15 protein-coding genes and 1 pseudogene are annotated in these 14,680 nt (G+C 54.7%); 4 read left to right on the top strand and 12 right to left on the bottom strand.

What is annotated here, in order from left to right; translation table 11 throughout:
• Positions 1-235: 235 nt before the first annotated feature.
• Positions 236-967: a glycine-rich domain-containing protein gene (locus GV818_RS10910; protein ID WP_161776551.1), complete on the top strand. Its 732-nt coding sequence runs from the start codon at positions 236-238 to the stop codon at positions 965-967.
• Between the two features lie 51 nt (positions 968-1,018).
• Here the strand turns inward: GV818_RS10910 and GV818_RS10915 are convergent, their stop codons facing one another.
• Entirely contained in the window at positions 1,019-2,701 is a 1,683-nt protein-coding gene (locus GV818_RS10915; protein WP_161776552.1) for a DUF2599 domain-containing protein, read from the bottom strand.
• Between the two features lie 164 nt (positions 2,702-2,865).
• Positions 2,866-4,299, bottom strand: a complete 1,434-nt coding sequence (locus GV818_RS10920) for a serralysin family metalloprotease (RefSeq protein ID WP_161758096.1) — start codon at positions 4,297-4,299, stop codon at positions 2,866-2,868.
• A 281-nt stretch (positions 4,300-4,580) separates the two neighbouring features.
• On the opposite strand from GV818_RS10920, the gene GV818_RS10925 reads away from it, so the two are divergent.
• Together GV818_RS10925 and GV818_RS10930 are read left to right on the top strand one after the other, a co-directional pair.
• Positions 4,581-4,877, top strand: a complete 297-nt coding sequence (locus GV818_RS10925; RefSeq protein ID WP_161758095.1) for a hypothetical protein — start codon at positions 4,581-4,583, stop codon at positions 4,875-4,877.
• Positions 4,878-4,919: 42 nt separating this feature from the next.
• The gene (locus tag GV818_RS10930; protein ID WP_161758094.1) at positions 4,920-5,249 is read left to right on the top strand and encodes a DHCW motif cupin fold protein; all 330 of its coding nucleotides are present in this window, start codon (positions 4,920-4,922) and stop codon (positions 5,247-5,249) included.
• Between the two features lie 6 nt (positions 5,250-5,255).
• On the opposite strand, the gene GV818_RS10935 is transcribed toward GV818_RS10930, so the two are convergent.
• A complete protein-coding gene (locus GV818_RS10935; protein WP_161776567.1) occupies positions 5,256-7,616 on the bottom strand; it encodes a DNA polymerase II in 2,361 nt (786 codons plus the stop codon).
• 568 nt (positions 7,617-8,184) lie between these two features.
• On the opposite strand from GV818_RS10935, the gene GV818_RS10940 reads away from it, so the two are divergent.
• Positions 8,185-8,514, top strand: coding sequence for a hypothetical protein (locus GV818_RS10940; RefSeq protein WP_161776553.1), 330 nt, complete (start codon positions 8,185-8,187; stop codon positions 8,512-8,514).
• Positions 8,515-8,892: 378 nt separating this feature from the next.
• On the opposite strand, the gene GV818_RS10945 is transcribed toward GV818_RS10940, so the two are convergent.
• The 9 genes and pseudogenes from GV818_RS10945 to GV818_RS10985 all read right to left on the bottom strand — a co-directional run bounded on the left by GV818_RS10945 (position 8,893) and on the right by GV818_RS10985 (position 14,400).
• Entirely contained in the window at positions 8,893-9,333 is a 441-nt protein-coding gene (locus tag GV818_RS10945; protein ID WP_372242089.1) for an RDD family protein, read from the bottom strand.
• 580 nt (positions 9,334-9,913) lie between these two features.
• A complete protein-coding gene (locus GV818_RS10950) occupies positions 9,914-10,258 on the bottom strand; it encodes a hypothetical protein (RefSeq protein WP_161776555.1) in 345 nt (114 codons plus the stop codon).
• Positions 10,259-10,778: 520 nt separating this feature from the next.
• Positions 10,779-11,084, bottom strand: a complete 306-nt coding sequence (locus tag GV818_RS10955) for a hypothetical protein (protein WP_161776556.1) — start codon at positions 11,082-11,084, stop codon at positions 10,779-10,781.
• Positions 11,068-11,310, bottom strand: coding sequence for a hypothetical protein (locus GV818_RS10960; protein WP_161776557.1), 243 nt, complete (start codon positions 11,308-11,310; stop codon positions 11,068-11,070). The genes GV818_RS10955 and GV818_RS10960 overlap by 17 nt, the downstream gene beginning before the upstream one ends.
• Before the next feature lie 123 nt (positions 11,311-11,433).
• A complete protein-coding gene (locus GV818_RS10965) occupies positions 11,434-11,673 on the bottom strand; it encodes a hypothetical protein (protein ID WP_161776558.1) in 240 nt (79 codons plus the stop codon).
• Positions 11,674-12,312: 639 nt separating this feature from the next.
• Positions 12,313-12,729, bottom strand: coding sequence for a hypothetical protein (locus GV818_RS10970; protein WP_161776559.1), 417 nt, complete (start codon positions 12,727-12,729; stop codon positions 12,313-12,315).
• 161 nt (positions 12,730-12,890) lie between these two features.
• Positions 12,891-13,290: pseudogene (locus GV818_RS34410) on the bottom strand (DUF2846 domain-containing protein).
• 180 nt (positions 13,291-13,470) lie between these two features.
• Positions 13,471-13,881 carry a hypothetical protein gene (locus GV818_RS10980; protein WP_161776561.1) on the bottom strand — a complete coding sequence of 137 codons (411 nt, stop codon included), beginning with the start codon at positions 13,879-13,881 and terminating at the stop codon, positions 13,471-13,473.
• Positions 13,882-14,400 (bottom strand): hypothetical protein, encoded by a 519-nt coding sequence (locus tag GV818_RS10985; RefSeq protein WP_161776562.1) that lies wholly within the window; start codon positions 14,398-14,400, stop codon positions 13,882-13,884.
• Positions 14,401-14,680: the final 280 nt, after the last annotated feature.

A 14,680-nucleotide genomic window follows, 5' to 3' on the forward strand; every position in this document is an offset into this window, starting at 1 on the left:
CCTGGCCAGCCGCTTGGCCCGGCTGGCGATGCACACAGAATAGAAACGCTTTTTACCGCTTCTTGAATCTTTGCCCCGCTTGTCCCCCATGACCGCCTCATCCAGGCCCGATGCAGGCCCGCCCGACGCTGCAGCCGACACCCGCGCCGACCGCGCTCGGTTGCGGATCAGCGTCGCTTGAACAACGCAACGCTTTGCGCCACTGTCTCGGCACTTTTTCCGGCGGAGCCCGAACATGCTGTTCATCCTTCCAGCAGTCGTTGCATTGGCCTTGATCCTGGTGCTCTGGCGCCGGCAGAAGGCCCTCGCGGCCTTGCGCCGCGAAGTCCATATCCGCAACTTCAGCCTACCGCCGCGGCTGTTCGCACCGCTGCGTACCCAGCATCCGCACCTCAGCCTCAAGGACTGCCAACTGGTGGCCCAGGGCTTGCGCCAGTTCTTCCTGGCCTATCTGAAAAGCGGCGAGCGCTATGTGTCAATGCCGTCCCAGGTAGTGGATGACCTGTGGCACGAATTCATCCTGCACACCCGCGACTACCAAGCCTTCTGTGATCAGGCCTTCGTCCAATTCCTCCATCACACCCCGGCGGCAGCCCTCGGCCAGAACCCCGAGCAGCAGAGCAACCATGGCCTGCGCCGGGTCTGGCGCCAGGCCTGCCTGGAGGAAAACATCAACCCGGCCAGCCCCAGTCGCTTGCCGTTGCTGTTCGCCCTGGATACCAAGCTGAAGATTGCCAACGGCTTTCACTATGTCGCCGACTGCCAGTCCCTGCGCCGCCTCACGGACAACGGCACCAGCAGTACGCTGATTCACTGCGGCAGCGACTTGCACGGGGGTGACTCCGGCAGTGACAGCAGCGACAGCTCGCGTTTTGGCGGCGATGGCGACAGCGCCAGCAGTGACGGGAGCGGTGGCGACAGCAGCGGTTGCGGCGGCGGGGGCTGTGGCGGCGGAGGTGGCGACTGAAGACCAGGGATCACCTGCACCTCAGGCCGTCACCCGGCTACGCCCCCTGGCTCAGAGTGGATTGCACCCGGCGGCCTTGGCTTGGCTGGCCGACACTGCGGGGCGAAATGGCTCCAGGTTCCACGGGGTCTTGTTGCGGTAATTGACCAGCACACACCCCAGCTGCACGCGCATGCTGCCCGCGGCCTTTTCCTCGTTGCGCCAGTTGTCATCGTTGCCCCGCAAGGCAAACAGCTGGTCATACAACGCGCTCAATTGCGCCTCCGGCAAGGCCCGGCCGGCGGCAGTGGGCACCACGCTGAGGGTCCATTCCTGCTTGCCGCTGCCCGGATCGTGGCGCTGGATCCAGTCGGCGGAAGCAATGTACTGCGGGGCCTTGGCCGGCAGCGGATTGCAACCTGCCTTGGCCGCCTCCTGCGGGCTGACGGTGGGCCGGAATGGCTCCAGGTTCCACTCGTTCTTGCCCGGATAGTTGTGGATCAGGCATGCCAGTTGCGCACGCATGCTGCCCGCTGACTGCTCATTGTCGCGCCACTGGCGATCGGCACCGTGCAGGGCCAGCAGTTCCTGGTACAGGGCTGCTTGATTGCTGCTCTGAATCGCCTTGCCCTGGGCTGTCGGGATGACATTCAGGGTCCATTCGTTCTGCTGCGTACCCGGGTCAAAACGCTCGACCCAAGCCGCCGAGGCGATGTATTGCCGGGCCGGCTTGATGGGCTCAGGCGCCGAAGCCTGGGCGAAGTCCACCGCCTGATCCGCCGCGACATAGCTAAAGCGCCGCTCCGGGGGCTCGGTGAAATCCAGGCGCAGGATCGGCACCGTATAGCCCTGGGCCTGGAGCTTCTTCTGGAAATTGCGCGCGCTGCTCAGCCCGTCCTCGGGCTTGGGCGGCGCCTGGTCGCCCCGAGTGGCGAAATTCTGAGTGCTGTGGACGTTGTAGATAAAGGCATCGATGTACGGCAGGTTGGCGCTGCCATCATTGCTCGCCGAAGCATTTTTCAGCATCAGTTCATTGACCTGGGCGCTGTAGGCAAAAGGGTCCTTGGCGCTGGTGCCAGTCCGCGACTCATGCACCTGGATCATCGCCCGCCAGTCACTGGGGTGCTCGACGTTCCACGAACACTGGTTGGTCTGGATCGGTCCCTTGAGCAGCCCAGTGTAACGCTGGGTCCATTGCTGGGCGGTGGTCACCCCGGCTTCGGAGCAGGTACCGTAGGCCAGTTGCGCGTTGCGGTTGCTCATCGCCGGTTGCGCGGCCCGTGGCGGTTCGCGGTTGTCGAAATAGCCGCAGCCGTACCATTTGCGCTCCGGCCCGGTACCGCCGTCGAAGGCGTAGATGCAGGTCCAGCCCTGCTCCTTGACCGGCAGGCTCAAGGCGCGGGCATCCATGGGAGTGCGCAGGATGAAACCCGCCGGATGGATGAGGATGCGGGTGCTCAGGTCTTTGCGAATCCATGAGTAGGAAGTGGCGCCGATCTTGATCGCGTAGGGGCTGTAGTCCCAGGGGTTGAAGGGCCCGTCGTTGACCATGCGCAAGGTCACGCCGCTGCAATAGTAGTGCCCGCGGGGCGCGCCAGTGTCGGGCTCCTGGCAGGCGCTGCTCAGGGTGTTGTAGTTGCGGTTGATGCGCTCCAGGGTCAGCAGCGGATCAAGCGGCGGCTGGGCCGCCAGGGCGGAAAATGCCAGGGGCAGAGTCCATCCCAGGAACAACGAAATACGGGCTGTCGAGTGCATGGGCGACCTCCTTGTCGCAGCGCTGGATAGGCATCTGAAAGGCAGCGTAGACCAGCGTCGGAGCACCGCCAGGGATTTTTATCGGGCTAGGGAAACGGACGATTCAGAGGGGCACAGCGCTCAAGGAACGGCGCATTGCGCGCCGTTCCCGTGACAGAGGTTGATCAGGCGATGATGTCAGTCACTGCCGCCTGGCCGACGGTACCCACGGCAAAATCTACCGTGCCGTGACCGGTCAGGTCGATCATCAGGCTGGTCTGGTTGGTTTCAGCGTAGTAGGTCAGGATCGCGTCGCCGGCATGGCCGGTGAAGCCGCTGACGAAGTTCAGGGTGGCGCCCCCGCTGGCAAATTGCGGGATGCCGGTGAGGTCGATCTTGTCCTCGCCACTGACGAAATCCATGATCCAGTCCGGGGCATCGAAGGTCGAATCCGATGCTGCGCCGAACACGAAAGTATCGGCCCCGGCACCGCCCCACAGCGTATCGCCGCCACCACCGCCATAGATGATGTCGTCGCCGGCACCGCCTTCGAGGATGTTCGCCGCCGCGTTGCCGATCAGCAGGTCATTGCCCGAGCCACCGATAGCGTTTTCCACTGTCACGCCGTGGGCGATGGAGACGTTGCCCACCAAGCCGCCGACATCGGAGAAGCCGCCGGCGTTGAGGTTGATCTTCTGGTTCTGGCTGAAACCGGAGAAGTCCAGGGTGTCGTTGCCACCGCCGTCCCACACTGCGAATACCAGCTTGTCGGTGTTGGAATGGGCGCTGTAGAAGTCACGGCCGGTGTTGGAGTTGAAGCCGTACACGGTGTCGTCGGCGCGGGTTTCATGGTTGGCGCCATAGAGCTTCTGCACCGCCACGATATCGTCCAGCAACGGTGCCGAGGCGTAGGCGCCACTGCCGTCCTTGCTGAAGTTCTGCCCGGTATTGCCCTCACTCCAGTAGCTCATCAGGCTGTAGCCGCGAGTGTCCTGGGCATAGGTCACGTCGTTGTAGGTCGGATTGCCGCTGCCGGCGTTGTAGACCCCCGGATGGGACAGGCCCAGGGTGTGACCGATTTCGTGGGTCAGGGTCTGGCGGCCGTAGTTGCCGTTGCCTGGAGTCTCGTTGACCCGGTATTGGTCGTTGATCAGGTACCAGGACTGGCCGTCGTAGCTGCCGCCGGAGGGCAGGTAGGCAAAGGCGGCGCCGCCGGTGCTGACGTTGTAGTTGCCGAAGGTCATGTGCCCGTCGCCACCCTTGGCGGCTTCGCTGAAGGTGACGTTGGCCACGTCGGCCCAGGATTGCAGGGACAGCAGGGTCTGGGCTTTCTGCAGTGCGCTGAACTCGCTGAAGGTGCCCAGCTTCGAGTTGTAGTTGGCCGGTTTGTCGGTGAGGAAGCTGTAGCTCAGGTCGATCTTGCCGTCGCCATTCTGGTCATGCCAGGACAGGCCCTTGCGCAGGATCGAGTCTGCCGCCTGGTCCGCGGTGAACGATGGCTTGCCGTTCACCAACTGGCTACCGCCACGGTCATACAAGTGGCTGAAGGCCTGGACCTGTTGAAAGGCATTGCTGGCCTCGGCGGCCGAATTGATCCCGTACTCAGTTGCTTTTGACATTGCTACGTCCTTGTTCCAGACAAAAAAAATCTGATAGAACACACGCGACCCCGCCTGCGAGATCGTCCTATCACTCGCCCATTGAGGCGCAAGAAACCTGACATATCCGTCGGCCTTGCGTCCACGGTTTTTTTTGTCCTACAAAAGCCCGAAACCGCTCTGGCCCGGGGCAAATATTCCACTCGCGCAAGACCCGGGCAGGCGATAGTCTAGGCACTGATCCGGGGCGCAAAAGGGGGCTGCAACGACGGCACCTGCGCCTTTTCCAAAAGGAGTCGATGATGCGCAAAATCCTGCTGCTGGGCCCTTTGTTGATCTTTGCCGGCGTCGCCCACGCCGAAGGCATCCCGCTGTTCAATGTCTCCTGCCCCGGCAACCTGGCCGTCAGCGCCGACCAGGGCGGGCCGGTGTATATCAACGGTAAGGAGGTCAAGAACAGCGCTGTGGATGACCGGCATTTCCAGGTCAAGACAGCAGAAATCAGTCTCGCCATCAGCGTCGAAGACGACGATGCGGTGACCGTCAAGTACACCGACAAGCACGGTGCCAGCGGTCTTTGTGAAGCCGTGGACGATTGAGCTACCTTCGCCCTTCCCTCACCCGACCGCCAAGAGTCGCCCATGCAAATTACCGCAATCCCCTTCGCCACCACTGACTGGTCCAGCATCACTCCTACCGAGCATCGCGGCGAAACCGGCAGCGCCTTCTGGCGCACCCGGCAGTTCGGCGCGATGCGCGTGCGCATGGTGGAGTACACCCCGGGCTACCTGGCCGATCACTGGTGCTCCAAAGGCCATATCCTGCTGTGCCTGGAGGGTGAACTGCACACCGAACTGGAGGACGGCCGGCTGTTCGTGCTGACCCCGGGCATGAGCTACCAGGTGGCGGACAACGCCGAACCCCACCGGTCCTTCACCGCGGTAGGCGCCAAGTTGTTCGTGGTCGACTGAAGCGCTTCAGAACAGGCCCATCTGCCCACCCACCAGGGTGCTGAAATCGTCCTGCACGAACGGCAAGATGGCGTCCGCCACTGGCTGCAACTGACGGCTCAGGTAGTGCTCGTAGTCGATGGCGGCACGGCGGTTTTCCAGAGGCTCGGGGCCGGCCAGGGTGATCACGTAGCTGATCCAGCCGCCGTTCTGGTATTGCAGCGGCCGGCCCTGTTCACGGTTGTAGTCATCCGCCAGGCGCGCCGCACGCACGTGCGGCGGCACATTGCGTTCGTAATCACCCAGGGGCCGGCGCAGGCGCTTGCGGTAGATCAGCAGTTCATCCAGTTGCCCGGCCAGGGTGCGTTGCACGTAGTCACGCAGATAGTCCTGGTAGGGCTGGCGATGGAAGATCCGCTGATACAGCTCCTGCTGGAACTCCCGAGCCAGCGGCGACCAGTCGGTACGCACGGTTTCCAGGCCCTTGTAGATCATCTCCTGGCGACCATCGGCGCGTTGCACCAGCCCCGCATAACGCTTCTTGCTGCCCTCCTCGGCGCCGCGGATGGTGGGCATCAGGAAACGCTTGTAGTGGGTTTCGAACTGCAACTCCAAAGCGCTTTCCAGGCCGTACTGCTGCTGCAGATGTTCAGCCCACCACTGGTTGACGTGCGCCACCAGCCCACGGCCAATGAGCGCCGCCTGCTCCTCGTCATGCAGGCCGCCGAGCCAGACGAACGTCGAGTCGGTGTCGCCATAGATCACCTGATGCCCCTGGGCTTCGATCAACTGCCGGGTCCGCGCCATGATCTCGTGGCCACGCAGGGTGATGGAGGACGCCAGGCGTGTGTCGAAGAAGCGGCAGCCACTGGAGCCGAGCACGCCGTAGAAGGCATTCATGATGATCTTCAGGGCCTGGGACAGCGGCGCGTTGTGCTCACGCTTGGCCACCTCGCGGCCTTCGGCGACCCGGGTGATGATCGAGGGCAGGCAATGCCGGGTGCGGGAAAACCTGGCGCCGCGAAAGCCCGGCACCGAGTGTTCATCGTCGGGCTGGCGCAAGCCCTCCACTAGGCCCACGGGATCGATCAGGAAACTGCGGATGATCGACGGGTACAGGCTCTTGTAGTCCAGTACCAGCACCGACTCGTAGAGGCCAGGCCGCGAATCCATGACAAAGCCGCCGGGGCTGGCCTGGAGCGGCAGCTCGCCGAGGTTGGGCGCAACAAAGCCCTGGCGGTGCATCAACGGCATGTACAGATGGGTGAACGCCGCCACCGAACCGCCGTTGCGGTCGACGGGCAGGCCGGTGACCGTGGCCCGCTCCAGGAGGAAGGTCAGCAGCTCGGTCTTGGCGAAAATCCGCGTCACCAGTTCGCAGTCCTTGAGGTTGTAGCGGGCCAGGGCCGGCTTGTCCTCGGCGAACATGCGGTTGATTTCGTCCATGCGCTGGTAGGGGTTGTCGATCGACTTGCCTTCCCCGAGCAGGGTCTGGGCGACGTTTTCCAGGCTGAAAGACGGGAAGCTCCAGGTCGCCGAACGCAGTGCCTCGATACCGTCGATGATCAAGCGCCCCGCCGCCGAGGCAAAGTAATGGGTGCGGCTGCCGTGCTCGCGCCATTGCATCTCCGCGCCGTCGCGCCCCAGGCGCAGGGGCACCGCCAGGCGCCGGGCGTGCTCGTGGAGTACCCGCAAGTCGAACTGCACCAGGTTCCAGCCGATGATGGCATCGGGGTCATGCACGGCCAGCCACTGGTTGAGCCGTTCCAGCAACAGCTCGCGACTGGCACAGAACTCCAGGTCGAAATCCACCGCGCTGTCGTCGTCCCGGGGCTTGCCGAGCATGTACACCTGGCGCTGGCCGCAGCCTTCCAGGGCGATGGAATACAGCTCGCCGCGTTCACTGGTTTCAATGTCCAGGGACACCAGCTTGAGCCGTGGCCGGTAATCTGCCGCCGGCTTCATCTGCGCTTCCAGCAACAGGCCAGCGGGGCCCGGCTGGCCACCGAAAGTCACCGGGGCGGTGATGAAGCGCTCCATCAAGTAGCGTTCCGGCGGCCGTACATCGGCCTCGAACACTTCGACCCCGGCACGGCGCAGGGTCTTTTCCAGGCGCATCAGTTGATTGTGCTGCGGGCAATACATCCCCAGCACCGGACGCTGGTGGAAGTCGCGAAGTTGCAAGGGCCGCAGCTCGACATCGCGGTCGTCGGCCAGCAGGCGCTCGGCCTGGGCACGCTGGAACACCGGGACAAAGGCCACAGAGGTCTGCAGCGGCAAGCGGATCCGACGTGGCCCCTGATCGGTGGCCAGCCAGAACTCGACTTCCGTGCCCGCCGGCGTATCGCGCCAGTGCCGAGTCAGGACGAAGCCTTGTTGTACATCCACCGCTGCAACCTCAGAGTTTTTCAAGACGCCGATTCTACCTGCCCTGGCCGGTGAAAGGGTGTCTGGATGATGGCTTTGCGGCTTTTGTCAGACAATATGTAGTGCCTTGAAATTTTCACTACAAAACCGTTGACGAGAGGATTTCGCCCTTGCATGATGCAGACGTCTCCCCGATCGGGGGACAAGGCAAAGGTGTTATGAGCAAGCTCGTCTGACCGCCGAGCTGTGACCCGGATCTGTACTGCCCACAAGGCAGATTGATGAAACTGACCTGGCAAGATCGTCCAGTACAAAGGACGGAAAGCTGGCGAAAACTCTTCAAGATGCTTGTGGCCGATGGCAGGGATATCGGCAGCTTGATCCTGGTTTGCGCTGCTTTTCTTCGTTGTGACGCTATTGCGTAGCAGTTAATCAAGACCACTACACGCATCAGGCTCTGGGCCTTATCTGTATCCGACAGATACCCTCTGTCGCCCTGTTTACGGTATCAGGGTTCAACTTACCGACGTAGCAAGATGACTTAGCGAAACAACTTAGACAGATCGATAAATGGTCAAGGGGGCTACAAATGAATCTTAATAACCAACCCACTACTGATGAATTGGCACGTATGTTCGCCGCACAGAAAGACAGCCACGACAGCCACATCCTGTGGATTGCCAAGTCGGGCCAAGTGCATATCGACTGCCTGTCGCCCCACAGCCATGAAGCAGAGTTCGACCAGAACAACCGGGACCTCGCGGCCCGCCTGAAGATGTACCGCCGTGGCCAGGGCTACGTCGGCAAAAAGGCCGCCGCCGACAAGGACTTCATCGCCCGGGTGCTGCAAACCCTGAAGAGCGAATGGCAGTTGTTTCGGGACAACTCGGAAGTTCGGGTCATTGATCGGTATTGCTGAGTCATGTGGTCAATTGGTTAATCACAGACTATTGAAACAATAATAAAAATGGGGCGCCCTTCAAGAGCGCCCTTTTTTATTGGGTTGAGCATCGGCAACGGAGCCGGCCCTAAATTCAAAACTGATCGAAAAACCGACGTTCAAGAACTCAGTTGTTTTCTTTGCCGATAGTACCCAACCCAGCATCTTTGACCAGATACCGATTCTCCACATCGCTCAGCACCTGCAGACGCTTACAAACCATGCTAGGCGCATGCAATGCTTCCGCAAAGACCCCTTATAAAATCGGGCCAATCAACAGGCTAGCAACTGACTCTGGCGCAAGGCGCTATCGGAGTTGCTCCTCCCCTTTGCACCGTTTTTTTCGACCCCATTTTTTCACAAATTGACAACAACGGTTCTAGCCAACATATCGCCAAGTCGACGACGAAAACCAAAAAAGACAAATACACCATCCAGAATGCTGAACAGCGCCTTAGGCACATTTCTCAAGGCTGATTGCAGAACGGTACAGGGCGGGCCATAAGGAAAGCCAACCACAGACATCTTGAATAGACGCTTGCCCAGACTTTGCCCATTGGGCAGCGCATCGCAAAACAGAAAATAGGCGAAAGCAAGCAAGGTCAGGAAATAATCAACCCCCTGAAAAACCGTCAGGCCCAGTTCTGAACTGAAGCGGAAGGAAAAATGCAACATGACGCTTTTCAAAAACAGAACAAAAAATACAACTGCCATATCAACAACGTATCCAGCCAGCCGCTTTATAGGGCTTGCCAGATCATAAGTGCCTATTGAGCTAATTGGTTCTACCTGACTCACAATGTATCTCTCCATCAATAAAATAGGGCTATCCCCGGCAATGCCGGGAGTACTTACTTAAAGGTCCAATGCTAACGTTATACCGTCCATCAAAATTCTATCACTGACACCATGGGAAGTGACATAGATTTTTGCGCACTAGTAGCTGGATTTGAAATGCTTATTGAATAATTGCAGGTGTTACATGGGAGCCTTACGAGGCTAATGGCTCAGGTAATTCCCCAGCTCATTATGTCGTATATAGATTCACCCATCGCTCTCAGCGTCATAACATCTGTATAAATCGGCATCAGGCCAAAACTCGTCATATGCCGTCAGCACTCCTCGTAGAGCTTCACTACGGGGATTTGCGGAGGGTTCATTTTTGCAACCACAAACTCTTTAATTTCCGGCCACTGAAGTTATCGCATACAAAACGCCACAACCTCAAATGGAGAATTAGTAGACATTAATATATATTCAAATCCACAGATGAATTCTTTTTATACTCTAAATTACCCCTGACAAACTCCAAAATCCTCAACAGAGACATTTCAAATGAATAGCCCAGCAATGCCGGGGCTATTTTTCACTCTTCGCCTCAGAAACCACCTGATAATGAATACTCTCCCTTTTTAAGAACTTCACACCATCCAAACCCAGGATAAAACATATCAAGATCAATTATTTGGTAGAGACCACTTTCAATCTCTTTCAAGGTAATCAAACTGTTTGCATAGTGAGTATACTGACCGCCACCACCTGCAACAGCTCTTGACTCTAACTCCTTACGATCCCATTCCAATACTATTCCGGATGACTCAGGAATTGTATCTGAAAAACAAATCTCAAAATTTTCAGATATTTTGCACAAACAGGGAGTTCGCCCCTGCCTAAGCAATTGCTCAGTCCTCATATCTTCAGGAAAATCAATTCTCAATTTCATTTCAAAGCACCCCGAGGAACAACCATTTCACCCGTAAATTTTCTCAAATGTGGTGACAGGACTGAAATACTGCTTATCATGTGAGCTGCGAATAGGAAAACCATTTTTAGTCGTAACACCATCTACCACTACAAAATTGTAAAAATTAGAGCCACCTACTTTGTCAGCCACACGTACAACAACAGGAGTCCCACTTGAAGTATACCTAGTCAAACCAGCAACATTCCCACTCACAAATTCACTAACAGGAACTCCCTCAGCCTTCACAAAATCCGCAGCATACTAAACAAAGATACCATTTTTAGAAGACTTGACCCTTTGGGCTAGAGCGCCTGTATCAAACTCCTTACCCAACGCATTCAAAACCATCCCACAAGAGTTATTAGCGCAAGTGCGTCATATTTACTTTATAACTAGACGCCCCCCACTTCTAGATATCGAATCAGTAAGCAAAGGGTTTTTAGGAATGTTGCCTACCGACTCTCCTGCGCCACTAGTTCCTTTTACAGCAAGTCAAAAGTCATTCTTTTCGACGATAAACAACTCTATCAGCTCCCGACAAGCTAGGTAGCCTTACATTGCTGACCAAAACTTCCGATTTGCATTTTAAATCCGAGCTCTGATATGCGGTATATTGACATATGATATCCTCTATCTCGTCAACATCATCCTCCACACACCTTTCAAGATAAAATCTTATTACCCACACATCACCTTCGCGAGACAACACCACCATCCTGAAGTTTGGAGTGATCGCTCCCAACATTGCTTGAACAAGCATTAATACCTGGAAGTTCCAAGCTTTCAATTCAGCTTCCACATTCATTTTTAGTCCAATTATGGTTAGCTGGAACAATGCTTGAGCTCATTGCCCCCTTGATGATAAAAAAATTGGTTGGCTGGCTGATTATACCAACAACAGCGTTAACGCTGCCCTCAGTTACACCTTCAAATTTTACGACTGCACCCCCTGGAACATTCTTACCCAAAATCTTGACCTGTCCTATGCGGTAAGCATCTAATAATTTTTGAGCATCACCAACACTATTCAAAAATTCTCCTCCTCGTGTTTCAAGCCCAGGTCTTCCAGCGATTTACCGAAGCTGTTTCTGACTAACGTTGCCAGCTATTTCTGGAAAGCTTTTAGGTGTCAAAGTCCCTTTTACAGAAAAGATTTAATCTTGCGGGCTAGAAATTGCCTCTATGCCATTCACAAACACTGAAACCACACTACCTTCCCAGCCATAAAAAATCACACCACCCTCAAAATACTCAACTTCAAAACCACCATCAACTTCCCCCCCGCACCCTACGATATCAACTGACACACCAGGCTCAAGCCAATACTCTTCAGCCCAAGGCTCAACAATAAGCAGCATTGCTTTAGATGTTCCGTTAACGCAGTTTATTTTCATGACACTATCAATTCCAGTTATCTAAAATTTTCGTCATAAGCTCAACACAATTTTTAGCAGTAATATTATTCGCATTCCGGGCGAATTCATTAGGGATTCTCCGAACAAATCCGCAGCTGTGCTGAAATACGCCTGACTACCCAATCCGAGCCGTCCATGAGCCAGATGAGTTTTTCCGACTTCGAATACACCGGCAAGCGAAGCAGACACGGCACGAACCCTTCCTTGCCGAAATGGGTCAGGTCGTGCCCTGGAACTGCTTGCTCAGGAACTGTCGCTGGTGTGCAGCATTCTGCTGCGCGCTGGGTGTGACTTGATGGATGTGGCAGGGCGACGGATGCAAGGGCAGCTATCCGCATAAGCAGACAGGGGCATTATAAATCCGCCTCCTTTAGCCAACCGCTGCGGGCGCTCTGCCAGAGACGCCCGCACTTTCAACTCCGGTCTTCCGCATTCGTGGCAGCCTTACCTCGATTTCACTTAAGTTTCTTATCAGCTCAGATCGCTAACAAATCACCAACAACCTCAGCTTTAACTCAGCTTCAATACCGCCGCCGTATGCACACATCAAAATTTTCAAAAAACCACTTACAACATCACTATTCTTCATTAGCTCGCGCACGCCGACCCTTCTCAGGATTAGTCGACAACATCAATATCAAATCCGTCACTATCGCCTTTCTCAAAGCCAAACTTTCTACTCCCGTCTGCTTGAAAAACAACAAACCTATCATTAACCACATCAGCTTTATGAAGGTAGTCACCGATGGCAACTTCAGTTCCAAAGCTCTCAGCAAGATATTTCGCAAACCCAGCCAAAATCTCATCAAAAACGTCAAAACAGCAATAGAATATAGCCAACGTCCTATAACCTACGCCATTGTATTCCAGCCTGATTCCGATCGACATCTCCTGCTCAACCTCTGACAACTCCCAAAAAGCATCGGCACTTAAAATATTCAAATCCGGCAACTCAAAAAAAAACTTAAGCGCAGCCGAAATTTCGCCTATATGGAGCTCTTTTCTGATCGACACTTCAAATATTAAAATATTCATTTTTTACTACTGAACAAGTCTATTGGTCGCGCGATGGGTGTGATTTGATGGATGTAACGACGAGGCGAATGCTGGAACAAGTACTCCTGTAATCCAAAAAGGACGGCTTGAAAGTCGCCCTTTTTCTCTCGTACTAGATCGGATACCGATCGGCCAAAGGCTTACTTGCTTTCTTTGGCAATAGCCCAGGCCTGCATCCTTGACCAGATAACGGCCCTCCACATCGCTTAACACCTTCAAGCTGTTGCGAGCCATCATCACGCCAACTTCAACTTCTTGCTTGAGGTAGATAACCTCGCCAGCTTTAACCGTCACAGGCATGTCTGCCCAGTTTTCAGCCTTGGAGCTGATCACGTGCTGACCTGGGGTGACGTAAAAATAGATGTATTGGTTACCACGGTTGTAGCCCATTTCCGAGTCGGCTTCCTTATCATCCAGGAAAACATTGAAACGTACCATCGGTCCCACATTGCTAGGACGAACGACGTATACCAGTCCTTTGTCGGCAACTGCAGGTTTGGGTAGTGAATACTGCACGACTTCGGCTTGCGTCTTTTCCATTGATGGGGCTGAGGCACAGCCGTAAAGCAAGGCTATCGAGAGAACAGCAGCAGTCTTGCAGATAGTCTTAATCATGTAATCCATCCCTATTACACGTAGCTTCTATCATTGTCTCTAAACTGGAAAACCGTTCTACTGCAAAAAACCATTAGCATCCCCAGCAAACAACAGCTCAAACATTCATCTCATGCCACTATACGGATCACTTATATGTTCTCGAAGCTCAACTACTGCACTTTTAATTTCTGCCGCCACCTCACCCGACAACTCACTATCCTGGCGAGAAGATAAAAATTCAAACAACCGAACAAGGCCTAACCGTGCAGAGATAGCGATCACATCCTCAACATACTCTAGATCAGTACCATCCCAGAGTGACAACAATACGTCTTCCACTCTAGCTTTCAGAAAGTCATTCATATAAGAATACGAATTCCATTGACGATCACTAAGCTCGACAATAATCTTTACAATCGCCCCATTCTCATAGCCTTCATGACCACAGGAATCCAAAACACCCATAAACTCAGAGTGCAACTTCTCCTCAGACAACAAATCAGGCAATGATTCATAGTAGGAAATATCTTTCATTTAAAAATCCACTGGAATATGAGTCAAGTTTGAAGCCTTCCTGTAAAGATTACCATCTTGACCTAACAATTTATTACCTATTTTTATCTGAGCAGTCCATCCTGCCCCGGAGTTAGATCCTGGGAATTTCACTGCCGCATTCAAATCTTGAGAATGCCATTTTATCTCAACCTTCTGCCCACCAAAATTATACTTAAACTTATTTCCATCAACCATCACCACTGAGAACTTAAAGCCTCCAAGAACACCTGACGGAATTAACTTATCTAAATCAGCCGCTTTAATTATCCCATTATTTATAAATCCAGCAGCGGAATTCTTAGGATCAAAAAAGACCGGTTTACTGATTGGAACTAATTGATTCAGAGGGCCGAAATCTCCATCAGCTTGTGACACAGAAGTGTTCCACTTAGCATCCGAAGAAACTGATACCTCCTTTGCAGCAGAGTTTTTTGGAACACTAACCACACCTGGCTTCGCCCCCGGTATCCCCAAGCTAGCAACACCGAGCGCACCCAAGACGATATTAGTCGCCTGGTCCGGATCGTGAACACTCCTTACAGTGGATATTATCCATCTAAAGTCAATGTTCACTCAGACTAAAACAGACTACACAACAATCAAACAATCTCAATTTTATTAGAACACACACTCAGCGAGCACTTAGAATTTACCACTCCACACCGAACTCTTGATAGCGGCCACTCACTTGAGCATAGGAAAGTAACTCGTCATTTACATCGTACAAGATCGAGTTCCATTTTTTTCCAAAAACAAAAGCAAACCATAAGTAGAGAAG

This window comes from Pseudomonas sp. Fl4BN1 (genome assembly GCF_009908285.1).
In the GTDB taxonomy this organism is placed as follows: domain Bacteria; phylum Pseudomonadota; class Gammaproteobacteria; order Pseudomonadales; family Pseudomonadaceae; genus Aquipseudomonas.